This is a genomic window from Streptomyces sp. NPDC049970, assembly GCF_040660235.1.
In the GTDB taxonomy this organism is placed as follows: domain Bacteria; phylum Actinomycetota; class Actinomycetes; order Streptomycetales; family Streptomycetaceae; genus Streptomyces.
This window is the reverse complement of sequence record NZ_JBFALP010000005.1, coordinates 288,052-310,716: the sequence shown is the minus strand read 5'-3', so window position 1 is coordinate 310,716 and position 22,665 is coordinate 288,052. Positions and strand designations below refer to the sequence as shown.

At 71.7% G+C, this 22,665-nt stretch carries 17 protein-coding genes; 9 read left to right on the top strand and 8 right to left on the bottom strand.

The genetic code is table 11. From position 1 onward, the window contains the following. Positions 1-81: 81 nt before the first annotated feature. The 3 genes from AB0I83_RS12585 to AB0I83_RS12575 all read right to left on the bottom strand — a co-directional run bounded on the left by AB0I83_RS12585 (position 82) and on the right by AB0I83_RS12575 (position 3,694). Positions 82-303: a DUF6458 family protein gene (locus AB0I83_RS12585; RefSeq protein ID WP_356534620.1), complete on the bottom strand. Its 222-nt coding sequence runs from the start codon at positions 301-303 to the stop codon at positions 82-84. Positions 304-402: 99 nt separating this feature from the next. Continuing rightward, positions 403-1,701, bottom strand: coding sequence for a M18 family aminopeptidase (locus AB0I83_RS12580; protein ID WP_363304553.1), 1,299 nt, complete (start codon positions 1,699-1,701; stop codon positions 403-405). A gap of 166 nt (positions 1,702-1,867) precedes the next feature. After that, positions 1,868-3,694: an acyl-CoA dehydrogenase gene (locus tag AB0I83_RS12575; RefSeq protein WP_356534624.1), complete on the bottom strand. Its 1,827-nt coding sequence runs from the start codon at positions 3,692-3,694 to the stop codon at positions 1,868-1,870. A 173-nt stretch (positions 3,695-3,867) separates the two neighbouring features. Between AB0I83_RS12575 and AB0I83_RS12570 the strand changes: the two genes are divergently transcribed. The 3 genes from AB0I83_RS12570 to AB0I83_RS12560 all read left to right on the top strand — a co-directional run bounded on the left by AB0I83_RS12570 (position 3,868) and on the right by AB0I83_RS12560 (position 6,614). Next, positions 3,868-4,308, top strand: coding sequence for an SseB family protein (locus AB0I83_RS12570; RefSeq protein WP_356534625.1), 441 nt, complete (start codon positions 3,868-3,870; stop codon positions 4,306-4,308). Positions 4,309-4,485: 177 nt separating this feature from the next. Then, positions 4,486-5,442: a pirin family protein gene (locus AB0I83_RS12565; protein WP_363304552.1), complete on the top strand. Its 957-nt coding sequence runs from the start codon at positions 4,486-4,488 to the stop codon at positions 5,440-5,442. Positions 5,443-5,531: 89 nt separating this feature from the next. Further along, entirely contained in the window at positions 5,532-6,614 is a 1,083-nt protein-coding gene (locus tag AB0I83_RS12560) for an AI-2E family transporter (protein WP_363304551.1), read from the top strand. Here AB0I83_RS12560 and AB0I83_RS12555 read toward each other — a convergent pair. Then, the gene (locus tag AB0I83_RS12555; RefSeq protein WP_363304550.1) at positions 6,609-8,729 is read right to left on the bottom strand and encodes a SpoIIE family protein phosphatase; all 2,121 of its coding nucleotides are present in this window, start codon (positions 8,727-8,729) and stop codon (positions 6,609-6,611) included. The genes AB0I83_RS12560 and AB0I83_RS12555 overlap by 6 nt on opposite strands. Positions 8,730-8,915: 186 nt before the next feature. On the opposite strand from AB0I83_RS12555, the gene aspS reads away from it, so the two are divergent. After that, complete coding sequence (gene aspS / locus AB0I83_RS12550; RefSeq protein WP_356841198.1) at positions 8,916-10,742, top strand: aspartate--tRNA ligase; 1,827 nt, start codon at positions 8,916-8,918, stop codon at positions 10,740-10,742. A 240-nt stretch (positions 10,743-10,982) separates the two neighbouring features. Further along, positions 10,983-11,729: a hypothetical protein gene (locus AB0I83_RS12545; protein ID WP_363304549.1), complete on the top strand. Its 747-nt coding sequence runs from the start codon at positions 10,983-10,985 to the stop codon at positions 11,727-11,729. A 152-nt stretch (positions 11,730-11,881) separates the two neighbouring features. Here AB0I83_RS12545 and metG read toward each other — a convergent pair whose 3' ends face one another. Beyond that, positions 11,882-13,495: a methionine--tRNA ligase gene (metG, locus tag AB0I83_RS12540; RefSeq protein ID WP_356534635.1), complete on the bottom strand. Its 1,614-nt coding sequence runs from the start codon at positions 13,493-13,495 to the stop codon at positions 11,882-11,884. Positions 13,496-13,641: 146 nt separating this feature from the next. Between metG and AB0I83_RS12535 the strand changes: the two genes are divergently transcribed. Continuing rightward, positions 13,642-14,295, top strand: a complete 654-nt coding sequence (locus AB0I83_RS12535; RefSeq protein ID WP_356534648.1) for a response regulator transcription factor — start codon at positions 13,642-13,644, stop codon at positions 14,293-14,295. Between the two features lie 62 nt (positions 14,296-14,357). Continuing rightward, complete coding sequence (locus AB0I83_RS12530) at positions 14,358-15,551, top strand: HAMP domain-containing sensor histidine kinase (protein WP_363304642.1); 1,194 nt, start codon at positions 14,358-14,360, stop codon at positions 15,549-15,551. On the opposite strand, the gene AB0I83_RS12525 is transcribed toward AB0I83_RS12530, so the two are convergent. Beyond that, positions 15,485-17,275 carry a VWA domain-containing protein gene (locus AB0I83_RS12525; protein WP_363304548.1) on the bottom strand — a complete coding sequence of 597 codons (1,791 nt, stop codon included), beginning with the start codon at positions 17,273-17,275 and terminating at the stop codon, positions 15,485-15,487. The genes AB0I83_RS12530 and AB0I83_RS12525 overlap by 67 nt on opposite strands. Positions 17,276-17,624: 349 nt before the next feature. Here AB0I83_RS12525 and AB0I83_RS12520 point away from each other — a divergent pair, with 349 nt between their 5' ends. Then, complete coding sequence (locus tag AB0I83_RS12520) at positions 17,625-19,685, top strand: PhoX family protein (protein WP_363304547.1); 2,061 nt, start codon at positions 17,625-17,627, stop codon at positions 19,683-19,685. Between the two features lie 434 nt (positions 19,686-20,119). Then, the gene (locus tag AB0I83_RS12515) at positions 20,120-20,548 is read left to right on the top strand and encodes an RNA-binding S4 domain-containing protein (protein ID WP_363304546.1); all 429 of its coding nucleotides are present in this window, start codon (positions 20,120-20,122) and stop codon (positions 20,546-20,548) included. 75 nt (positions 20,549-20,623) lie between these two features. Here the strand turns inward: AB0I83_RS12515 and AB0I83_RS12510 are convergent, their stop codons facing one another. Both AB0I83_RS12510 and AB0I83_RS12505 read right to left on the bottom strand, forming a co-directional pair. After that, on the bottom strand, positions 20,624-21,565 hold the full coding sequence (locus AB0I83_RS12510) for an NADP-dependent oxidoreductase (RefSeq protein WP_363304545.1): 942 nt from the start codon (positions 21,563-21,565) through the stop codon (positions 20,624-20,626). A gap of 171 nt (positions 21,566-21,736) precedes the next feature. After that, positions 21,737-22,594: a hypothetical protein gene (locus AB0I83_RS12505; protein WP_356535829.1), complete on the bottom strand. Its 858-nt coding sequence runs from the start codon at positions 22,592-22,594 to the stop codon at positions 21,737-21,739. Positions 22,595-22,665 lie beyond the last annotated feature (71 nt).

The following is a 22,665-nucleotide window of genomic DNA, read 5'->3' as shown; positions in this document are numbered from 1 at the left end:
GGGATCCGGGACCCCGGACACACGTGTTCCCGGCCGCCCGGCGGGGTTGTTCCGGGCAGACGGGAACCGTTGCGAACGCCGTTACTGGTAGCGGCGCTCGTCCTCCGACACGACCGTGGCCGTGGGCGGCACCACCATGCGGCGGCGACGCGCGATGCTCACGTAGACGAAGACCCCGACGAGGCCGACGAGCATCATGATCCAGCCGACCAGGTCGACGTTCACGGTGTCCATCTCCCAGTCCGTGGCGAACGCCAGAATGGCCCCGGCACCGATCAGGAGTATGCATCCTCCGAGTCCCATGAATTCCGCCTCCTCGACGGCCCGGTGAATCCGGGCCGGTGTACGGGTCGCGTACCCGGCCAGACAACAACCATGTCCGCGAGGTTGGTTGAGCGGGAGTCAGCCCGCGAGGAATCCCGCGATCGCGGTGGCCAGGAGGTGGGGGTCGTCGGCGCCGCAGAGCTCGCGCGCGCTGTGCATCGACAGGATGGCCACCCCGATGTCGACGGTCTGGATGCCGTGCCGGGCCGCGGTGATCGGGCCGATCGTGGTGCCGCAGGGCATCGCGTTGTTGGAGACGAACGCCTGCCACGGCACGCCCGCCTTCTCGCAGGCCGCCGCGAACACGGCACGGCCGCTGCCGTCGGTCGCGTACCGCATGTTGACGTTGACCTTGAGGATCGGGCCGCCGTTGACCACCGGGTGGTGCGTCGGGTCGTGGCGCTCGGCGTAGTTGGGGTGCACGGCGTGGCCGGTGTCCGAGGAGAGGCAGACGGTGCCGGCGAAGGCCCTGGCGCGGTCCTCCAGCGAACCGCCCCGGGCGAACACGGAACGCTCCAGGACCGTGCCGAGCAGTGGCCCGTCGGCGCCGGTGTCGGACTGGGAACCGTTCTCCTCGTGGTCGAAGGCGGCCAGGACCGGGATGTACGGGATCTCCGCGTCGGGCTGCCCGGCGACGGCGGCCAGTGCGGCTGTCGCGGCGTGCACCGAGAGCAGGTTGTCCATCCGCGGCCCCGCGAGCAGCTCGCGGTCCCTGCCCAGGTAGGCCGGCGGCTCGACGGGGTGCGGCATGAGGTCCCAGCCGGTCACGTCCTCGGGGTCGACGCCCGCCTCCTCGGCGACGAAGCGGATGAGGTCGCCCTCCTCGACGTCACCGAGCCCCCAGATCGGCTGCATGTGCTTCTGGCGGTCCAGCTTGAGCCCGTCGGGGTTGGCGGAGCGGTCCAGGTGGACGGCCAGCTGGGGCACCCGCAGCAGCGGCCGGTCGATGTCGACCAGCCGGTGCGTGCCGTCGCGCAGCGAGAGCCGGCCGGCCAGACCGAGGTCCCGGTCGAGCCAGGTGTTCAGGAGCGTCCCGCCGTAGATCTCGACGGCGACCTGGCGCCAGCCGTACGCCCCGGTGTCCGGCAGTGGCTTCACGCGCAGGTTGGGGGAGTCGGTGTGAGCCCCCGCGATCCGGAACGGGGTGTGGGCACCGGCGCCCTCCGGGACGTACCAGGCGACGATCGCGCCGCCCCGCAGGACGTACTTGCCGCCCGTGGAACCGTCCCACGCGTCCGTCTCCTCGACCTGCCGGAAACCGGCCTTCTCCAGCCGCGCGGCAGCGGTCGCCACCGCGTGGTACGGGGAGGGGCTGGCCATGAGGAAGGCCATCAGGTCGTCGGTGTGCCCGCGGTCGAAGCGGAGGGGAGAGCTCATGTTCTTCACTTTAACGACGCCCGGCCGGGAGGGTTCACGGCGTCCGTCCGCCGCCTGCGGCCATCGTCCGGAAAGCGCCCCGGCCGCGGGCCCGGGCGCGGAGAACGGGTACGGCCCGCCCCCTGCGGGACGGGCCGTACCTGGTTCGGTGCGATGGGGCATGAGGCTAGAAAGCGGCCTCGTCCAGCTCCATCAGTGAGTTGTCGACGCCCTCGGCGAGCGCGCGCTCGGCGGAGACGCCCGGCAGGATGTTCGCCGCGAAGAACTTCGCCGCCGCGATCTTGCCCTGGTAGAAGGCGGCGTCCTTGGCGGAGGCGTTGCGCAGCTTCTCGGACGCCACGGCCGCGCCCTTGAGGAGCAGGTAGCCGACGACGACGTCGCCCGAGGCCATCAGGAGGCGGGTGGTGTTGAGGCCCACCTTGTAGATGTTCTTGACGTCCTCGCCGGTCGCGGTGAGGTCGGTGATCATCGTGCCGACGATCGCCTCCAGGTCCACGGCGGCCTTGGCGAGGTTGTCCAGCGAGCCGGACAGCTCCTCGTCGCCCTGGGCACCCGCGAGGAACTTCTTGATCTCCTCGGAGAGGGCGTTCAGCGAGGCGCCCTGGTCCCGGACGATCTTCCGGAAGAAGTAGTCCTGGCCCTGGATCGCCGTCGTGCCCTCGTACAGGGTGTCGATCTTGGCGTCACGGATGTACTGCTCGACCGGGTACTCCTGGAGGTAACCGGAGCCGCCGAAGGTCTGGAGCGACTGCGCGAGCTGCTCGTAGGACTTCTCGGAGCCGTAGCCCTTCACGATCGGGAGCAGCAGGTCGTTGAGGCCGTTGAGCGCCTTGGCGTCCTCGCCCGCGGCCTCCTTCACCTGGATCGCGTCCTGGACCGACGCGGTGTAGAGCACGAGGGAGCGCATGCCCTCCGCGTACGCCTTCTGCGTCATGAGGGAGCGGCGCACGTCGGGGTGGTGCGTGATGGTGACCTTGGGGGCCGCCTTGTCCATGAACTGCGACAGGTCGGTGCCCTGGACGCGCTCCTTGGCGTACTCCAGCGCGTTGAGGTAGCCCGTCGACAGCGCGGCGATGGCCTTCGTGCCGACCATCATGCGGGCGAACTCGATGATGCGGAACATCTGGCGGATGCCGTCGTGCTTGTCGCCGATCAGCCAGCCCTTGGCGGGGTGCTGGTCGCCGAAGGTCATCTCGCAGGTGTTGGACGCCTTGAGGCCCATCTTGTGCTCGACGTTCGTCGCGTACACGCCGTTGCGCTCACCGAGCTCGCCGGTGGTCCAGTCGAAGTGGAACTTCGGGACCAGGAAGAGCGAGAGGCCCTTGGTGCCGGGGCCGGCGCCCTCGGGGCGGGCCAGGACGTAGTGGAGGATGTTCTCGGACATGTCGTGCTCGCCCGAGGTGATGAAGCGCTTCACACCCTCGATGTGCCAGGAGCCGTCCTCCTGCTCGACGGCCTTGGTGCGGCCCGCGCCGACGTCCGAACCGGCGTCCGGCTCGGTCAGGACCATGGTCGAGCCCCACTGCTTCTCGACGGCGATCTCGGCGACCTTCTTCTGCGCCTCGTTGCCCTCGTCGAAGAGGATCCCGGCGAACGCGGGGCCGGAGGAGTACATCCAGACCGCCGGGTTGGCGCCGAGCAGGAGCTCCGCGTAACCCCAGATCAGGGAGCGCGGGGAGGTCGTGCCGCCGATCTCCTCGGGCAGGCCCAGGCGCCAGTACTCGGAGTCCATGAACGCCTGGTAGGACTTCTTGAAGGAGTCCGGGACGGGCGCGGTGTTCGTCGCGGGGTCGAAGACCGGCGGGTTGCGGTCGGCGTCGGCGTACGAGTCGGCCAGCTCGTTCTCCGCGAGGCGGGTGACCTCGTCCAGGATGCTCTTCGCGGTGTCGACGTCCATCTCCGCGAACGGGCCGGTGCCGTAGAGCTTGTCGCGCCCGAGGACCTCGAAGAGGTTGAACTCGATGTCGCGGAGATTCGACTTGTAGTGCCCCATGGGAAGGCTCCGTAATCAATAGCAGTGGCGCACAGCGCCCCGGGGAGGAGTGAGGATCGGGCGACGGACGGCCTGGCGTGTGGGTATATCACCTGACCCCTACGATGATGCTACCCGCCAGTAATAAGACGCAACCCCTCAAGGCACTTATGTGTCCGATTACTCTTTGCCGCATGTATGGCTACGACCCGAACCAGGGTGCACAGCAGCGGATGGGCGGCGGCTACGGCGAGCAGCCGTTGTACCCCGAGCCCTCGCCGCCCTCCCTGGCCGACGCGGTACGGGCCTTCACGACCGGTTCCCTGTCCGCGGAGGACTTCCAGCAGATCTTCGCGACGGCGAAGGTCTACTGCCCGCGCGGCGACAATCCCGGCTTCCTGGCCCTGCACAACACCCAGCAGCCGGTGATCCCCATGTTCACCACGCTGAAGGAGCTCCGGAGCTACGCGGGCAAGGAGTCCAAGTACTTCGTGATCACCGGGGCCGAGGTGATCGACCTGCTGCCGACGGGCTACGGCTTCGTCCTGGACATGGAGGGCGAGCACCGCATGGTCTTCGACGCCAAGGCGGTCGAGCAGATGGTGGACTTCGCGATGCGCCGAATGTACGGCTGAGGAGCGTCCGCCGCCCGAGGTGGCACGAGAGGGCCCGCACCGTGTTCCGGTGCGGGCCCTCGGTGCTGTCCGGGGGTGGCGGGCGGCCCGTTTCGGGGCGGCGGGAATGAATGCCGCCTTGCAGGATGTTCACCGTTCAACTAAATTGGGATCAGAAGACTCCCGGAGGTGGCTCCCATGCCCGCAGTGACCGTCGAAAACCCGCTGAGCCTGCCCAAGGTCGCGGTCCAGGCCGATGCCGTGGCCCGCCCCGTGCTCACCGTCACGACCGCCCCGAGCGGTTTCGAGGGAGAGGGGTTCCCGGTGCGGCGCGCCTTCGCCGGGATCAACTACCGGCACCTCGACCCGTTCATCATGATGGACCAGATGGGTGAGGTGGAGTACGCGGCCGGCGAGCCGAAGGGGACTCCCTGGCACCCGCACCGCGGCTTCGAGACCGTCACGTACATCATCGACGGGAGCTTCATCCACCAGGACAGCCACGGCGGCGGCGGTTCCATCGAGAACGGCGACACCCAGTGGATGACGGCCGGTTCCGGCCTCCTCCACATCGAGACGCCCCCGGAGGCGCTCGTCATGTCCGGCGGCCTCTTCCACGGCCTCCAGCTCTGGGTGAACCTGCCCAAGGCCGACAAGATGATGGCCCCGCGCTACCAGGACATCCGCGGTGGGCAGGTCCAGCTCCTCGCCTCCCCCGACGGCGGCGCGCTGCTGCGGGTCATCGCCGGTGAGCTCGACGGCCACGAGGGGCCGGGCATCACGCACACCCCGATCACCATGGTCCACGCGACGGTCCGGCCGGGTGCCGAGGTGACCCTGCCCTGGCGCGAGGACTTCAACGGCCTCGCCTACGTCCTCGCCGGACGCGGCAGCGTCGGCGCCGAGCGGCGCCCCGTCCACACCGGGCAGACCGCGGTGTTCGGCAGGGGGTCCTCCCTGACCGTCCGGGCCGACGAGGCGCAGGACGGCAACACGCCCGAACTCGAGGTCGTGCTGCTCGGCGGGCGCCCCATCCGTGAGCCGATGGCGCACTACGGGCCGTTCGTGATGAACACCCAGGACGAACTCAAGCAGGCCTTCGAGGACTTCCAGGCCGGCCGCCTCGGCACCGTGCCCTCCGTCCACGGCATGTGAACGACCCCGCACGAGGTACGGGTGACGGTCCGTCACCCGTACGCCCGTGCGGGAGGGACACCGCTCCCGCCCCGTGATCGGGTGGGAGGGTGTCTACCCGGAAGCCCCTCCTGCCCGACGCCGCGCGGCGGACGGCCGCCTGGTGCGGCGTCCTGCTCCTGGCCGCCGGTGTCGCGGCCGTGGCCATCTGGTTGTGCGTCGCCCTCAAGACCGCCGTCACCCCGGTGCTGCTGGCGCTGCTCGGCACGGCGCTGCTCGGGCCGGTCCACCGCTGGCTGAGCGCCCACAGGGTGAACAGGTCCGTGGCCGCCGGACTCACCTGCGCCGCGCTCGTCGCGGTGGTCGGCGGCGCCGGCTACATCGTCGTCACCGCACTCGTCGACAGCGGCGCCCAGATCGTGGACTCGCTCAAGGACGCCGCGCAGTGGGTCGTCGACCACTTCGACATCAAGGGCGTCACCAACGTCGACGACCTCGCCGACAACGCCAGGAACCTCGTCGAGAAGTTCGGCGCGAGCGCGGCGGGCGGACTGCTCAGCGGGATCAGCCTGATCGGCTCGCTGCTCGCCACCAGCGTCCTGGCGCTGCTGCTGACCTTCTTCTTCCTCCGCGACTCCGACCGTGCCGCGAGCCTCGCCCACAGTCTCGCCCCGCGCGGCACCGGCCACCTCGTCGAGGCCATGGGGCGCAGGGCCTTCGAGGCCGTCGAGGGGTTCATGCGCGGGACGACCTTCATCGCCCTGATCGACGCGCTGTGCATCACGGTGGGCTTGCTGATCCTGCGGGTGCCGGGTGCGGCCGGGCTCGGCGCGCTGGTGTTCGTCGGCGCCTACATCCCCTACCTGGGGGCGTTCATCTCGGGCGCCGTCGCGGTGCTCGTCGCGCTCGCCGACCGCGGGTTCGTCATCGCGCTCTGGACACTGGGGGTGGTGCTCGCCGTGCAGGTGCTGGAGGGCCATGTGCTCCAGCCCGTCATCCAGAGCCGGACGGTCCAGATGCACCCCGCCATGATCATGATCGCGCTGACCGCGGGCGCGAGCGTCGCGGGACTGCTCGGCATGCTGTTGGCGGTGCCGGTGTGCGCCGCGCTCTTCGGGGTGATCGGCGAGCTGCGCAAGGACTACGCGGTCGGCGACGGCAACCCGGCGCGTGGGGCCGCCGAGGGTTCATGAACCGGCGCCGCCGAGTTCCGCGGGCTCCGCCGACTCGTACAGCTCGAACCAGATCGACTTGCCCTCGCCCCGCGGGTCCACGCCCCAGGCGTCGGCGAGCATCTCCATCAGCATCAGCCCCCGGCCGCTGGACGCCATCTCGCCCGGCCGCCTGGTGTGCGGCAGCTCGTCGCTGGCGTCGGCGACCTCCACGCGCAGCCGCCGCCCGCCCGGCTCGCCCGTCACCTCCGCCACGAGCAGTGCGTCGCCGTCCGTGTGCATCAGCACGTTGGTGGACATCTCCGAGACCATGAGCTCGGCCGAGTCGACCTGCTCCGTGTCCGGCCAGTCGTGCAGGAGCTCGCGCAACTGCTGCCGCGCCGCGGCGACCCGCTCGGGCTCCGCCTGGGCGATCGTCATCGCCGAGCGCCGGCTGGGCGCCCTGCGCGTCCGGACGGCCTCCCTGCGCAGCACGAGGACCGCGATGTCGTCCTCGCGCCGGTCCACGAGCGGACCGGTCGTGTAGTGCGAGCCGGGTCCGTGCACGGCCTGGACCAGCGCGTCCGCCAGCTCCTCCAGGTCCTCGGTCTGCTTCTCCAGGACCGGGCGCAGCCTGCCCCATCCGGTGGCCATGTCGTGCCCGCCGGTCTCGATCAGCCCGTCCGTGCACAGCATGATCGTCTCGCCCGGCCCCAGGACCACCCGGGTCGTCGGGTAGTCGGCGTCCTTCTCGACGCCCAGGGGGAGCCCGCCCGCGGTCTGCCGGATCACCGCGGTGCCGTCGACGCCGACCACCACCGGGTCCGGGTGGCCGGCCCGTGCGATGTCCAGGGTGCCGGTCTCCGGGTCGGCCTCCGCGTACAGGCAGGTGGCGAAGCGTATGGCGTCGGGCTCGGCCTCGCCTTCGTCGGGGTCGTACGCGTCGGTCAGTCCGGACAGGAAGCGCGAGGCCCGGGAGAGCACGGCGTCGGGGCGGTGCCCCTCGGCGGCGTAGGCGCGCAGGGCGATCCGCAGCTGGCCCATCAACCCCGCCGCCCGCACGTCGTGCCCCTGGACGTCACCGATGACGAGCGCGATACGGCCGTTGGGGAGCGGGATCACGTCGTACCAGTCGCCGCCGACCTGGAGCCCCCCGCCCGTGGGGACGTAGCGCGCCGCCACGGTCAGGCCGGCCACGCCCGGCCCCAGGGACGGCATCATCGCTTTCTGGAGGCCCAGCGACAGCTCGCGCTCGGTCTCGGCGGCACCGGCGCGGGTCAGGGCCTGTGCGAGCATTTTGGCCACCGTCGTCAGCACGGAGCGCTCGTCCGGCGAGAAGGCGACACTGTGCCTGAACCCGGCCATCCAGGCCCCGGTGGTGCGCCCCGCCGCGATCAGTGGCAGGAAGGCCCAGGAGCGGCGGCCGAACTCACGCGCGAGGGGCCAGGTTGCGGGGAAGCGCTGCCGGTACTCCTCGGGGGACGCCAGGTAGATCGCCTGCCCGGTCCGCACGACCTCCGCGGCCGGGTAGTCGGTCCGCAGGGGCATGTCGGTGAACGGCTCCTCGTCGCCGACGTTGTGGCCGTGGTGCCCGATGACCGTCAGCCGGTCGCCGGACACCCCGAACACGGCGAGGCCGTCCGGCGAGAAGCCGGGCATGGAGAGCGAACCGGCGACCCGCAGCACCTCCTCGGTCGATCCCGCCTCGGCAAGCGCGCGGCCTGCGTCCAGCAGGAACGCCTCGCGCGAGCGCCGCCAGTCTCCGGTGAGCGGGGTGTGGGCCGCGCTGGTCCCGGGAGGCTCGGCGACCTCCTGAAGGATGCCCATCAGTACGTACGTGTGGCGGCCGGGGGAGTCGACCGTGATCGGCTTCGACCGGGTGCGCACCGTCCGCAGGACCGTCCCGTTCTCGTCCACGATCCGCATCCGGGCCTCGGCGACGGTGTCCTCGGCGATCGCGAAGCTCACCACGCCTTCGATCTCGCTCCAGTCGGCGGCGTGGAAGCGGGGGCGTACCTCCTCGTCCGGGCGCACCGCCGGCTCGGCGGGCATTCCGAGCAGCCGGGCCGCCTCGGCGTCGAGCGAGACCGTGCCCGAGGAGCTGTCCCAGCTCCACAGACCCGTTCCGATCGCGGCAAGGATCTCCTCGGTGCGCATTGCCCCACTTTATGAAGATGTTCCCCCCGGTCGCCACCGAGGGGCGTCCGCCCGGCAGCGGCCCGCGGATGTTCGTACGCGGGTCCGGGAGGAACGTGCGACGACGATGCCAATGAAGTGGTGCGCCTACGGGCGGTAGCCTGGGGTGTCAATCCACCCCCGACCGCGAAGACTGGATGAACGACGATGCATCGGTACAGGTCCCACACCTGCGGCGAGCTCCGCGCCTCTGACGTCGGCACCGACGTCCGGCTGAGCGGCTGGCTGCACAATCGCCGAGACCTGGGCGGCATCCTCTTCATCGATCTGCGCGACCACTACGGTCTGGTGCAGCTCGTCGCGCGTCCCGGCACCCCCGGCAACGACGCCCTGGCGAAGCTGACCAAGGAGACCGTCGTCCGGATCGACGGCAAGGTCTCCGCGCGCGGCGCCGACAACGTCAACCCGGAGCTCCCGACCGGCGAGATCGAGATCGAGGTCACCGAGGTCGAGGTGCTGGGCGAGGCCGGCCCGCTGCCCTTCACGATCAACACCGAGGACGGGGTCAACGAGGAGCGGCGCCTGGAGTACCGCTTCCTCGACCTGCGCCGTGAGCGCATGCACCGCAACATCCTGCTCCGTTCGGCCGTGATCGCGTCCATCCGCTCCAAGATGGTCGCCCTCGGCTTCAACGAGATGGCGACGCCGATCCTCACCGCGACCTCCCCCGAGGGCGCCCGTGACTTCGTGGTCCCGTCCCGGCTGAACCCGGGCAAGTTCTACGCCCTCCCCCAGGCGCCGCAGCAGTTCAAGCAGCTGCTGATGATCTCCGGCTTCGACCGGTACTTCCAGATCGCGCCGTGCTTCCGCGACGAGGACGCCCGCGCCGACCGTTCGCCGGGCGAGTTCTACCAGCTCGACGTCGAGATGTCGTTCGTCGAGCAGGAGGACGTCTTCCAGCCGATCGAGAAGCTGATGACCGAGCTCTTCGAGGAGTTCGGCAACGGCCGCCACGTCACCTCGCCCTTCCCGCGCATCCCGTTCCGCGAGTCGATGCTGAAGTACGGCAACGACAAGCCGGACCTCCGGGCCAAGCTGGAGCTCGTCGACATCTCCGACGTGTTCGCCGACTCCGGCTTCAAGGCCTTCGCCGGCAAGCACGTGCGCGCCCTGCCGGTGCCGGACACCGCGGGCCAGTCCCGGAAGTTCTTCGACGGCCTCGGTGAGTACGCCGTCGAGCACGGCGCCAAGGGCCTTGCCTGGGTGCGCGTCGGCGAGGACGGCACCCTGGCCGGTCCGATCGCCAAGTTCCTCACCGAGACGGACGTCAAGACCCTCACCGAGCGCCTCTCCCTCGCACCCGGGCACGCCGTGTTCTTCGGTGCGGGTGAGTTCGACGAGGTCTCCAAGATCATGTCGGCGGTCCGCGTCGAGGCCGCCAAGCGCGCCGGCCACTTCGAGGAGGGCGTCTTCCGGTTCTGCTGGGTCGTCGACTTCCCGATGTACGAGAAGGACGAGGAGACGGGCCGGATCGACTTCTCGCACAACCCCTTCTCGATGCCCCAGGGCGGCCTGGAGGACCTGGAGACGAAGGACCCGCTGGACATCCTCGCCTGGCAGTACGACATCGTCTGCAACGGCATCGAGCTGTCCTCCGGGGCCATCCGCAACCACGAGCCCGAGCTGATGATCAAGGCCTTCGAGATCGCCGGTTACGACCGCGAGACCGTCGAGCACGAGTTCGCGGGCATGCTCCGCGCCTTCCGCCTCGGCGCCCCGCCGCACGGTGGCATCGCCCCGGGTGTCGACCGCATCGTGATGCTGCTCGCCGACGAGCCGAACATCCGCGAGACGATCGCCTTCCCGCTCAACGGCAACGCCCAGGACCTGATGATGGGCGCCCCGACCGTGCTCGACGAGGCGCGGCTGCGCGAGCTGAACATCCAGCTCCGCAAGCCGGCCGCGTCGTCGAAGGAGAAGGCCGAGAAGGCCCCGGTCACGGACGCGGTGGCGCGGGACACCGGCGCGAAGTAGGCGTCAGCGGTTCCGCTTCGGTTCCACGTGAAACAGCCCCCCGGCCGCCGGCCGGGGGGCTGCTCTTCTCTTCCCGCGTACGGGTGAGGGTGGGGGGCTTCCCGGGGCCCGGGCACCCGGACCGGGTACACCCGCAGGGTCCCGGTTCGGGTTCGGCGCCTCGCGGCCCGGCGAGGACTGGCACCGAAGTGCCCGTCCGACCCGCCACCGAGCCGCCCCGCCTCCGAGGAGTCCCGCACCGTGTCCGTCACGCGTCGTCCGTACGTCCTGCTCGTCATCCTGTTCCTGCTCGTCATCGGCTGTTCGGCCGGTGCGGTGCGGACCACCCCGGAGCCCCGGGGCGCGGCCGGTCCCGAGGCCGTGCCCCTCGCCGTGGAGCCCGTCGTCCCGCCTGCGGAGATTCCGGGCCTCGGGCCGGAGACCCGGGCACGGTTCCCCGGCACGGCCCGGCAGGCGCTGGTCGTGACCGGGCTCGGGCCGGACTCCAACCGCTCCTCCGTCGTGCTCTACAGCCGCGACGACCCCGCACGCGGCTGGAGACCGCAGGCGGGCCCCTGGCCCGCACACAACGGCATGGAGGGGTGGACGGACCACCACCTCGCGAACGACCTCCGCTCGCCCGTCGGGGTCTTCGGTCTCACCGACGCCGGCGGCCGACTTCCCGACCCCGGCACCCTGCTCCCGTACGACGAGGAGCCCCGCTTCGCGGTGAGCGGCGAGGGCTTCCTGGGCGAGCCGCTGGAGGGGTCCTTCGACCACGTCGTCGCGATCAACTACAACCGCACCCCGGGCACGTCCCCCCTCGACCGTGACCGGCCCCTCGGTGAGGAGCGGGGCGGCGGCATCTGGGTCCACGTGGATCACGGCGGCCCCACCCAGGCCTGTGTCTCCCTCACCGAGGACCGGATGCGGGAGCTGCTGCTCACCCTGGACCCCGTGAAGGATCCGGTGATCGTCATGGGGGACGCGGCCTCGCTGGCCCGCTGAAGCGGAACGCGCGTCGCCGCCCGTGACGGCCGGCGTCGCCCGGGTCCGGCGGGGGCCGCGCTGGACAGGGAGCCGCGCCGAGACGCGTCACGCGCAGGAGCCCGGGACCCGATGTGAACGGGTCCCGGGCTCCTGCGCTGCGCACGGACCGCTCAGGCTGGCTTCTCCTCCAGGCGCGGGAACAGCACCGCGCCCTTGGTCACCGTCGCGCCCGCCGGCAGCTGTCCCCAGCGGCCCGCGTCCTGCACCCGCCGGCCGGCCAGGGCGCCCAGGGACGCCTCGGCGCCCAGGGAATCCCACAGCCGCTGCGAGGTGTCCGGCATGACGGAGTTCAGCAGGACCGCCACACCGCGCAGCGACTCGGCGGCCGTGTACAGGATGGTCGCGAGGCGTGCCTGGCCCTCGGGCGAGGTGTCCTTGGCGACCTTCCAGGGCTCCTGCTCGGTGATGTAGCCGTTGACCTGCTTCACGAAGTCGAAGATCGCCAGGATGCCGCCCTGGAAGTCCAGTTCGTCACCGATCCTGGCATCGGCCGTGGCGACGGCCTGGGCCAGCCCCTTCTGGACCGCCAGTTCCGCGTCACCTGCCGCCGCGGCCTCCGGAAGTGCGCCGCCGAAGTACTTGCCGACCATGGCCGCGACCCGCGAGGCGAGGTTGCCGTAGTCGTTGGCGAGCTCGGAGGTGTAGCGGGCGCTGAAGTCCTCCCAGGAGAACGAGCCGTCGCTGCCGTACGCGATGGCCCGCAGGAAGTACCAGCGGTACGCGTCCACACCGAAGTGCGAGGTCAGGTCCTGCGGCTTGATGCCGGTCAGGTTCGACTTGGACATCTTCTCGCCGCCGACCATCAGCCAGCCGTTGGCGACGACCTTGCCGGGCAGCGGCAGACCCTGGGCCATCAGCATGGCCGGCCAGATCACCGAGTGGAACCGGAGGATGTCCTTGCCGATCAGGTGCACGTCCGCCGGGAAGGTGGCGTCGAACTTCTCCTGGTTGGCGCCGTAGCCGACTGCCGTCGCGTAGTTGAGCAGCGCGTCGATCCACACGTAGATGACGTGCTTCGGGTCCCACGGCACCGGGACGCCCCAGTCGAAGGTGGACCGCGAGATCGACAGGTCCTGAAGGCCCTGCTTCACGAAGTTCACGATCTCGTTGCGGGCCGACTCGGGCTGGATGAAGTCCGGGTTGGCCGCGTAGAACTCCATGAGCTTCGGGCCGTACTCGCTCAGCTTGAAGAAGTAGTTCTCCTCCTTGAGGAGCTCCACCGGCTTCTTGTGGATCGGGCACAGCTTCGTGCCGTCCTCGGCCTCGATCAGGTCGCCGGGGAGCTTGTACTCCTCGCAGCCCACGCAGTACGGGCCTTCGTACCCGCCCTTGTAGATCTGATCCTTGTCGTACAGGTCCTGCACGAACTCCTGCACACGGTCCGTGTGCCGCTTCTCCGTCGTCCGGATGAAGTCGTCGTTCGCGATGTTCAGGTGCTCCCAGAGGGGCTTCCAGGCCTCCTCGACGAGCTTGTCGCACCAGGCCTGGGGGGTGACGTCGTTCGCCTCGGCCGTGCGCATGATCTTCTGACCGTGCTCGTCCGTGCCGGTGAGGTACCACACCTTCTCGCCGCGCTGGCGGTGCCAGCGGGTGAGCACGTCGCCTGCGACGGTCGTGTAGGCGTGGCCCAGGTGAGGAGCGTCGTTGACGTAGTAGATGGGGGTCGATACGTAGAAGTCCTTCACGCCGTCGCCCCCCTGCTTCTCGGATCCAGTGGCCGCCATGGCCGAAATCCTAACGGTCCGTGGGAGATCCACTCGCATCGATTACCCCGTCCCGGCGGAGGAGAGCTTTGCGAAACATGCTTTCCCGTACCAAAGACGCATCCTGGGAGGAGTGGGCACGCGTGCACGAGGCAGGGGACAACACGATGCGGGTACTGGTCGCCGAGGACGAGGAGATTCTCGCGGAGCTCGTCGCCACCGGACTGCGGCGGGCCGGGTTCGCCGTCGACACCGTGTACAGCGGGGACGCGGCGCTCGCCTACCTCGGACTCCACGACTACGACGTCGTCGTGCTGGACCGCGACCTGCCCCGGGTGCACGGCGACGACGTGGCGCGCAGGCTGGTGTCCACCGGCTCCCGCACCAGGATCCTGATGCTCACCGCGTCCGGGACGATGGAGGACCGGGTGGAGGGGCTCGACCTCGGCGCCGACGACTACGTCAGCAAGCCCTTCGAGTTCCCCGAGCTGGTGTCCCGGGTGCGCGCCCTGCGGCGGCGCAGCGCCAGGCCCGTACCGCCGCAGTTGGAGAGACACGGCATCCGGCTCGACAGCGCACGGCGGGCAGCGGTCCGGGACGGGCGGGACCTGGACCTGTCGCCCAAGGAGTTCACCGTGCTTCAGCTGCTGCTGGAGGCCGACGGGGGCACGGTCAGTGCCGAGGAACTGCTGGAGCGGGCCTGGGACGCCAACGCCGATCCCTTCACAGGAGCCGTCCGCGTCTGCATGAGCAAGCTGCGTGCCAAGCTGGGGGAGCCGGCGCTGATACGCACCGTGCAGGGCGTCGGGTACGCCCTGTGAGCCGGCTGCTGAGGCTGGTGCGGGCGACCGGCGCCTCCCCGGTGCGGCACTCGACGATCCGGATGCGGATCGCCCTCGTGTACGGCGGGGTCTTCCTGGTACTCGGTACGGCGCTGCTCGCCACCGTCAACCTGGCGTCGAGCGCCGGAACGGACTCGCAGGCGCGTGCCATCGCCACGTCGGCGGCGGTCGCCCAGCCCGGGTTCGCGGTCAACGGTCCGCTCCACACGCGCGGCCGCGTCGGGCCGCCCACGGTCTACGACGTCACGGACGACGTCAGCGACGCCGCGAGCCGGGAGCTCCTGTACTGGTCGGCCGCCGCGCTGCTGGTCATGACGGGGTGCGCGGTCGGGGTGGGGTGGTGGACGGCCGGCCGGGTGCTTCGGCCCGTCCACGCGATGACGGCGAAGGCACGCCGACTGTCCGAGCACACCCTGCACGAGCGCATCGCGTCCAGCGGTCCCGACGACGAGCTGAGGGAACTGGGCGAGACGCTGGACGCCCTGCTGGCCCGTCTGGAGAGGGCCTTCGACAGCCAGCGGCGGTTCATCGCCAACGCCTCGCACGAGCTGCGTACCCCGCTGGCGACCCAGCGGGCCGCGATCCAGGTGGGCCTCGACGATCCGTCCCCGGAGGACCTCGTACGCACCCGGCAGACGCTGCTGGACAACAACCGGCGCAGCGAGCGGCTCATCGAGGGCCTGCTGGTGCTGGCGCGCAGTGAGCGGGGTCTCGAGAGGAGCGAGCGGGCCGAGGTCGACTTCGGGGCGGTGGTGGAGGAGGAGGCCGCGCGGCCGACCGCGCCGGTGGAACGCGCGCGGTACCGCCCGGAGGTCACGGTCGCGGCGGAGTCCTGCGCCGTGCGGGGGAACAGGCAGCTGCTCGCGCAGCTGGTGGCGAATCTGCTGTCCAACGCCGTGCGCTACAACGTGCCCGGCGGCCGGGTGGACGTGTCGCTTTCGGCGGACGGGGTCCTGGTGGTCCGCAACACCGGCCCGGTGGTGGCCGAGGGCGACATCGCCGGGTTCTTCCAGCCCTTCCGGCGCGGTGAGGGGCGCGACCGGATGGGGCGGGGTTCGGGACTCGGGCTCTCGATCGTACGGTCGATCGCCCTGGCTCACGGCGGTACGGCCACGGCGGCACCCTGCCCGGGGGGCGGGCTCGCCGTGACCGTACGGCTGCCGGTGGATCAGTCCCCCGCGACGGCTCCGCGGGTGGCGGCCCAGGCGGGCAGCCCGGCGAGCAGCTCACGGTAGAGCGTCGCGTCGGGTACCGCGCGCGGTGCGGCGCCCGCGTTGAAGAATCCGGTGTGCGGGGCGTCCAGCCTGCGCAGGAAGTCGAAGGCCTTCGAGTCACCGCCGAATCCGACGAACTGGAAGAACAGCGGCAGCCGGGCGGCCTCCGCCAGTGCCTGCTTGGCAGCCTGCCTGGCGTCCGGTGCGCCGTCCGTCTGGAAGATCACCAGCGCCGGGCCGGTGGCCCCGGACTTCTCGTAGTGCGTGACGACCTCCTCGACGGCCCGGTGGTAGTTGGTGCGGCCGAGGCGGCCGAGGCCCGCGTTCAGCTCGTCGATCCGGCCCTCGTGGTCGGTGAGGCCGATGGCCGCGGTGCCGTCGATGTCGGTCGAGAAGAAGACGACGGGCACGGTGGCGCCCGGGTCCAGGTGCGCCGCGAGTGCCAGGGCGCGGTCACCGAGGTGCTGGGCGCTGCCGTCCTTGTAGAACGGCCGCATCGAACCGGACCGGTCGAGCACCAGGTACACGGTGGCCCGCAGACCGGTCAGCCCGTGCGCCTTGAGCGCGGCCTGAGCCGCCTTGTACGGGGTGACGAGCGCGGGAGCGGCGGTCTTGACCCGGGCGAGGGAGACGGCGGGCCTGCCGGTGGCGGCTGCCTTGGGGGCGAGTGCCGGGGCCGCGGCGACGACCGGTGAGACCGGGGCGACCGGGGTGTCGAGCGCGGGTGCGGCTTCCGCCACGGGTGCGGGGGCCACGACCGGTGCGGGCTCCGCCACGGGTGCGGGCGCCGCGACCGGTGCGGGCGTTGCGACGGCTGTGGCTTCCGCCACCGGAGCGGGCCCGGCCACCGGCGCCGCGGTCACCGGCTCGGGCGCGGGCTCGCCGACGGGCGCGGGCATGGATACGGCGACCGGCTCGGCCTTCCGCTCCTCGGGCGCGACCTCGGACGGCGCGACCTCGGACGGCGCGACCTCGGACGGCGCGGCGGGCGCCGCGGCCTCCGGTGCGATCACCGATGCGCTCTCGGACTGGGGCTCGGGCTCGGCGTCCAGGGCGGCCTCGGCGACCGGTCCGGCGTCGGCCTTCGTTCCCGCCGCGGCTTCCGGCTCTGCCTTCGAGGCGTCCTCGGCGGGCGCGGCCACCTCCGCGTCCGGTTCGGGTGCGGGGAGGGGAGCGACGGCAGGCGCCTCCTCCAGCTCCGGCTCGGGGTCCATGTCGATCGTGATCGGTGCCACGACCACCTGCACCGGCAGAGCCTCCTGCTCCGGGGCGGGGGCCTCCGAGGCCGGGGTCCCGGGGGCAGGAGTCTCTGTGACCGGGGCTTCCGGGGCGGTGGCCCCCGGGCTCGCGGAATCCGCGGCCGGGGTCTCCGACACCGCTGTCTCCGCGCCCGTGACCTGCTCGGCAGCCGTCCGCCCGGCGTCGTCCGGGTCCGTGGTCCGGTCGGCTTCCGGCGCTGACCCCTGTGCCGGGACCCGGGGGGCGGGCGCGGAGGCCGGCGTGGCGGACGCGTTGTCGAAGGCCGCCGCCACCAGGTCCGACGCCTGACCGTCGTCGTGCTCGGCCGCGGGAGCGGACGCGGGGGCCGGTACCGAGGCCTTCGCGGGCCCGGCAGCCGGAGTGGTGGACTCCGGCTCCGTCTCCGTGGGCCGGGTGCGCTCGGCCTGGGGCGGGACGGTGGCCGTGGTCGGCTCGTCCTGCTCCGGCCGGCCGAACACCTTGCGCAGCAAGCTCCGAATGCCCATGGGCGAGGCCTTTCGCATGAGGTGGGTGCGATGAATGTCCGTACTGCGGGAATTGATCCCTGGCCAGGGCGGATACGTAAGGTTAGCGGCCGGATCCGGCCGTTCGTCGACGCGGCCCGCCCCTGTGTCAACAGAGCGCCGGGCAAGTCGCGAGCCTGCTCCGAAAGGCTCTGGTGAGCAGGCCGGAAGCCCCCCGAAAGAGGCCTGGGCCGTGCGACGAGTTGACCCGTGAGCGAGGCCGAGAGCCCAGCGGTGTCCAGGACTTCACTCCCCGTTCACCGGCAGTCCGGCGTACGGCGCGGACGCGGACCTACCGTCACGGACGACACACAGACGGAGGGACGAAAACGTGCGCAACCTGCTGCCGCTCATCAGCTCGCACCCGGGCGGGCGCTCTGCGCTGACCTGCCGCTACCGCTGCGGTGACGCCTGCTTCCACGAGGTGCCGAACACCAGCGACAACGAGTACGCCGGCGATGTCATCGCCGGTGCCCTGTCACGCCGGTCGATGATGCGCGCCGCCGCCGTGGTGACCGTGGCCGCGGCGGCCGGGACAGCCGCAGTCGCCGGGCCCGCCGCCTCGCGGGCCGAGGCCGCCCCGCTCGCCGGCCGCCCCGGAGGCGGGCCGAAGCCCGCCGCCCAGGGCGCCCGGGGCCTGCGCTTCGCGGCCGTGGCGCCCAACAGGGACGACAAGGTCACCGTCCCCGAGGGGTACGGCCAGAACGTGGTGATCCGCTGGGGAGAACCGATCCTGCGCGGTGCCCCCGCCTTCGACCCGGACAGGCAGTCGGCGAAGGCGCAGGCGGGCCAGTTCGGTTACAACAACGACTTCCTCTCCCTGCTCCCGCTCCGGGGCGAGCGCGGCCGTCAAGTGCTGGTCGCCAACCACGAGTACACGGACGAGATCCTGATGTTCCGTGGATACGATCCGGCCAACCCGACCCGCGAGCAGGCCGAGATCGCGTGGGCCGCGCACGGACTCTCCGTGGTCGTCGTCCAGGAGGAGAACCGCACCGGCAGGCTCGCCCCGGTGAACAGGCACCCGCTGAACCGCCGCCTCACCGCGACCAGCGTGTTCCGGGTGACCGGGCCGGCCGCGGGCAGCCCGCTGCTGCGTACGTCGGCCGACCGCACCGGTCGCGAGGTGCTGGGCACGCTGAACAACTGCGCGGGCGGCACCACGCCGTGGGGCACCACGCTGCACGGCGAGGAGAACTTCAACCAGTACTTCGCCAACGGTTCCAGCGACACCGACAAGCGCTACGGAATCGGCACGGCCGCCACGGAGCGCAAGTGGGAGCGGTTCGACAAGCGCTTCGACCTCGCGCAGGAGCCCAACGAGGCGCACCGCTTCGGCTGGGTCGTCGAACTCGACCCCTACGACCCCGACTCCACGCCCCGCAAGCGGACCGCGCTCGGCCGGTTCAAGCACGAGGCGGCGCAGCCCCGGCTGACCGCCGACGGTCGTCCCGTGGTCTACATGGGCGACGACGAGCGGTTCGACTACTTCTACAAGTTCGTCTCCAGCAAGCGGATGAAGAAGGGGAACTCGCGGGCCGCCCGTGAGCACAACCTGACGCTGCTGGACGAGGGCACGCTGTACGTCGCCAGGCTGACGGGCGACTCGCCGGCCGCCGAGTTCGACGGCACGGGCAAGCTCCCGTCCGACGGCGAGTTCGACGGCAGCGGTGTCTGGATCCCGCTGGCCACGGGCAGCACCTCCCACGTCCCCGGCATGACGGCGGACGAGGTGTACGTCTTCACGCGTCTGGCCGGTGACAAGGTCGGTGCCACGAAGATGGACCGGCCGGAGGACGTCGAGCCCTCGCCGCGCACCGGCCGGGTCTACATCGCCCTCACCAACAACACCGACCGGGGCAAGGCGGGCAAGGCGGGTGCGGACGAGGCCAACCCGCGCAACGCGAACAAGCACGGTCAGATCCTGGAGCTCGCGGAGAACTGGGACGACCCCGCGGGCGACGGTTTCGCCTGGCGGCTCTTCCTCGTCGCGGGCGACCCCGAGGACCCGGCGACGTACTTCTCCGGATTCCCCAAGGAGAAGGTCAGCCCGATCTCCTGCCCGGACAACGTGGCCTTCGACGACCACGGCAACCTCTGGATCTCCACGGACGGCAACCAACTCGGTTCGCACGACGGGCTGTTCGGGGTCGCCACGCAGGGAGAGAGGCGGGGCGAGCTGAAGCAGTTCCTCACCGTGCCGACCGGGGCCGAGACCTGCGGCCCGCTGATCCAGGACCGCCGGGTCCTGGTCGCCGTCCAGCACCCGGGCGAGGTCGACGGGGCGTCCGTGGAGAAGCCGGCGAGCACCTGGCCGGACGGGCCGGGCCGCATCGTCCGGCCCTCGGTCGTCGCCGTCTGGCGCAGGGACGGGAGCGATATCGGCCTCTGAGGCGGGAGCCGCCGTCCGGCCTGTGTCCACGCGGTACGGGCCCGTGCGGGCCCGGCCCTTCGGGTGCGGCGCGGGCCTGGTGAGGCGCCTTCAGATCTCTTGATGGCAGCGGGAGTTGTGTTGCCGGTGCGGTCGGCCGGTGTCGCCCGATGACTGATCGGGTGTACCGGTCGGCCACCAGCGCACCCACGAAGGGGCCTCACCCCCGCCGCCCCACGGCGACCGCCGACCCCACCGGCCGGGGTGGCGCCCGACGATCCCGTACCCGGCCACGGGGGCATGCCGGACGACGGATTCGAGGGCGCGCCCGAGGACGGGCGGGACGACCCCGCGGTGCCGGCGGGCTCGTCCTCCCCCGGGCCGCGGCCCGGAGGCCGGGCTCGGAGGCCGGGCTCGGGCACACCGGGGCGCCTCACCGGATTAGAGTCGTGCCCATGGTTTCCGGTGAGGCGCCGCAGGCGGAGGGAAGCGTCCGGGTCGATGCCTGGATCTGGGCGGTCCGGCTGACGAAGACCCGGTCGCAGGCGGCTGCCGCCTGCCGGGCGGGGCACGTACGGGTGAACGGCGAGCGGGCGAAGCCCGCCCAGGCGCTGCGGGCGGGCGACGAGGTACGGCTGCGGCACGCGGGGCGGGACCGGATCGTCGTCGTGTCCAAGATCGTGAAGAAGCGGGTGGGGCCGCCGGTCGCGGCCGAGTGCTTCGTCGACAACAGCCCGCCCCCGCCGCCCCGCGAGGCCGTGATCCAGGTCCCGGTCCGCGACCGCGGCACGGGCCGCCCGACCAAGCGCGACCGCCGCGAGATGGACCGCCTCCAGGGGCGCGGCCCCGACCCGGCGGAGGACACCCGCCCCGGCAGGGCCTGACCGGAGGACGGGGGCGCGGGCGCAGGGCCGACGTCGGCCCGCCGACGGCCGCGTACGCGAGTCCCGTCGGCGGTGTCAGATCGCGAAGACGGTCTTCCCGCGCGCCCCGCCCGCGCGGTTCTGGACGAGCGCCTGCGGTGCCTTCTCCAGGGGGAGCTCCATGTCGACGGGTACCCGCAGCTCTCCGCGTGCCACCAGTGAGGCCAGTTCGTCGAGGAGCCCGGCCGTGGCGGCGAGCCGGAAGTCGGCCCAGGCGACGCCGGCCGGGGCGGCGACCCCACGGGTGGTGACGGCGACTCCCCCGTCCCGGAGCAGGGCGGTGTGACAGGCGAACGAGGCCGGGTCGGTGGAGACGAGGTCGACGACCGCGTCGACGCCGCCCGGGTACATCTCGCGCACGGCCGTCTCCAGCGCCTCGGGCCCGGTGGTCGTGTCGACGGCGGTGGCGGCGCCGAGCGCGCTCATCCGCCTCCGCTCGTCGCCGCGTACGGCGGCGACGACCCCGATGCCGCGAGCCGCCGCCAGCTGCGTCAGGAAGCTTCCGACACCACCCGCCGCCCCCACGACGAGCAGGCTGAGACCGCTGCGTACGGCCGTGCTCGACAGGATCTGCGCGGCGGTCGCCCCGGCCGACGGCAGCGCGGCCGCGGTGCTGAGCGGCATGTCACGCGGGACGAGGGCGATCGGGGAGTCCTGGTGGACGCACACGTACTCGCCGTACGCCCCGCAGCGTCCCACCGGCGGTGCCGTCACCCTTCCGAGGACCGGGTCGCCGACCCTGAAGCGGTTGTGGCCGCTGCCGATCATGTCCACCCGGCCCGCGAAGTCCGTTCCCAGGACCAGCGGGAACACGTGCGGGGCGACACCTTCCAGGGCGCCGTCGGCGGTCTGCCAGTCGCGCGGGTTGAGCGCCGCGTACTCGACCTTCACCCGTACCTCGCCGGCCTCGGGACCGGGCTTCGGCAGTTCGACGAGACAGGGCTCCGCACGGAACGCGCTGACAGCGATGGCTCGCATACGGCAGACCTCTCAGTCGTCCCCCTGCTCACGGACCCCACTCTGGCCCGGCCCACGCACCCGCGCACGTCGGTTGCGGCACCGGGCCGTGGCGCCGGGTCCCGGTTCCTGAGAGGGGCGCCGACGGCCGTCGCTGTCGTCGTGCGCCCGCCAGGCACCACGGGGCGGCCCTCAGACCCGGCGTGCCGCCACGATCCGTCCCACCGAGCCGCCGACCACCATGACCGCCCCCACCAGGAGCACGATCCACACCGTCGTGTCCAGGGAGGCGGTCAGCGCGTCGTAGACCGCCGCTGCCCCGGCCCGGTCGCTGCCCGGCACCTGGTCCAGCACGCGGGCGCGTCCCACGGCCACGGCGATGCGCAGCAGGATCGCGCCGAGCAGCAGTCCGCCCCCGGCCACGGCCGTGGTCGCCAGGGCCGCCCGCGCACCGCCCCGGACGAGCGTGAGGCCCAGCACCAGGACGAGCAGCACCACCGTCCCGACGGCGGGCCAGACGCTGCAGTACCGGAGCCACCGGAACGAGGACCGCAGCTCGTCGGCCCGGTCGCCGGACAGGACGGTGATCGAGGCCTCCTGGACGGGGATCCGGTCGGCGAAGGGCACCCCGTCATCGACCAGTTCCCTCTTGACCTCCTCGATCACCGGCGCGAGGTCGATGGTCACCGCCTGCCCGTCGTCCCCGTGCAGCGAGGCGGTCACGGCCTGGTGCGCCGTACGGTTCGCGCTGTCCCAGGCCCGTTGGAAGGCCTCGGTCGTGGTGAACGAGAGGGCGGTCTCGTGCAGGAAGTCCTCGACGGTGTCCTGGAGCGGTCCCACGTCGATGTTCTTCACCGCCTCCTCGGTGACGAGCGCCGCCACGGTGTTCCGCACGTCCGTGTCCGAGGCCAGGGGGGAGACGGCGGCGAGATACCGGTCGGTGTCGTCGAGCTCCAGGTCCACCCACGCGGAGAGCGCGCTCACCGGCACCAGCAGGGTGAGCAGGACGAGGAGTACGGCCGACAGCGCCGCCGAGAGGTAGGTCCGCACAGCCACCAGCCAATCCCCTGCGACGGCCGCGCGCCCCGGGCCGTGGACCATTCGAGTTGCCGGGCGGCCCC

Coding starts and splice junctions, on each gene's coding strand:
- AB0I83_RS12585 (WP_356534620.1), bottom strand. CDS start 303: ATGGGACTCGGAGGATGCATACTCCTGATCGGTGCCGGGGCCATTCTG.
- AB0I83_RS12580 (WP_363304553.1), bottom strand. CDS start 1,701: ATGAGCTCTCCCCTCCGCTTCGACCGCGGGCACACCGACGACCTGATG.
- AB0I83_RS12575 (WP_356534624.1), bottom strand. CDS start 3,694: ATGGGGCACTACAAGTCGAATCTCCGCGACATCGAGTTCAACCTCTTC.
- AB0I83_RS12570 (WP_356534625.1), top strand. CDS start 3,868: ATGTATGGCTACGACCCGAACCAGGGTGCACAGCAGCGGATGGGCGGC.
- AB0I83_RS12565 (WP_363304552.1), top strand. CDS start 4,486: ATGCCCGCAGTGACCGTCGAAAACCCGCTGAGCCTGCCCAAGGTCGCG.
- AB0I83_RS12555 (WP_363304550.1), bottom strand. CDS start 8,729: ATGCGCACCGAGGAGATCCTTGCCGCGATCGGAACGGGTCTGTGGAGC.
- aspS (WP_356841198.1), top strand. CDS start 8,916: ATGCATCGGTACAGGTCCCACACCTGCGGCGAGCTCCGCGCCTCTGAC.
- metG (WP_356534635.1), bottom strand. CDS start 13,495: ATGGCGGCCACTGGATCCGAGAAGCAGGGGGGCGACGGCGTGAAGGAC.
- AB0I83_RS12535 (WP_356534648.1), top strand. CDS start 13,642: ATGCGGGTACTGGTCGCCGAGGACGAGGAGATTCTCGCGGAGCTCGTC.
- AB0I83_RS12530 (WP_363304642.1), top strand. CDS start 14,358: ATGCGGATCGCCCTCGTGTACGGCGGGGTCTTCCTGGTACTCGGTACG.
- AB0I83_RS12525 (WP_363304548.1), bottom strand. CDS start 17,275: ATGGGCATTCGGAGCTTGCTGCGCAAGGTGTTCGGCCGGCCGGAGCAG.
- AB0I83_RS12515 (WP_363304546.1), top strand. CDS start 20,120: ATGGTTTCCGGTGAGGCGCCGCAGGCGGAGGGAAGCGTCCGGGTCGAT.
- AB0I83_RS12510 (WP_363304545.1), bottom strand. CDS start 21,565: ATGCGAGCCATCGCTGTCAGCGCGTTCCGTGCGGAGCCCTGTCTCGTC.